1 protein-coding gene is annotated in these 359 nt (G+C 37.3%); it reads left to right on the top strand.

The window, feature by feature from the left end; translation table 11 throughout:
* On the top strand, positions 1-359 hold a 359-nt coding region (locus KP705_RS19575; protein WP_215765517.1), incomplete at both ends, for a hypothetical protein.

Here is a 359-nt window from a genome sequence, read left to right as displayed (position 1 = left end):
GTACAGAGGCTTGAAAATCTGTTCAATATAAAGGCTGTGCGATTGAAGGCACGTTATGAGACCAAGGCTATTCGTTATATGTTTGGGAATGGGGTCGAGGTTTATTGCGGTTGGGAAAAGCCTTACGATATCATGACTTGTTTGCATGACCATTATATTGACCATTCTTTTCCTGTGAAGGATGTGAAAAGTTATAGAGATTATTTGCGTTGTCTTCCTTCGCATTCTTCTTTGTTTTTGGATTACATAGAAAGCAGGGGATATGGTTTTTTAAGATTCAACGAATATTTGAACGATGACGAGGATGATTTTTGTTACGAGTGTGTTTTTGTTAATGACAATAAAGATGAGATACGCCT

Origin of the sequence: Gluconobacter sp. P1D12_c (assembly GCF_018812105.1) — a bacterium.
Classification (GTDB): Bacteria; Pseudomonadota; Alphaproteobacteria; order Acetobacterales; family Acetobacteraceae; genus Gluconobacter; species Gluconobacter oxydans_A.
This window is presented reverse-complemented; position numbering and strand designations above follow the sequence as displayed.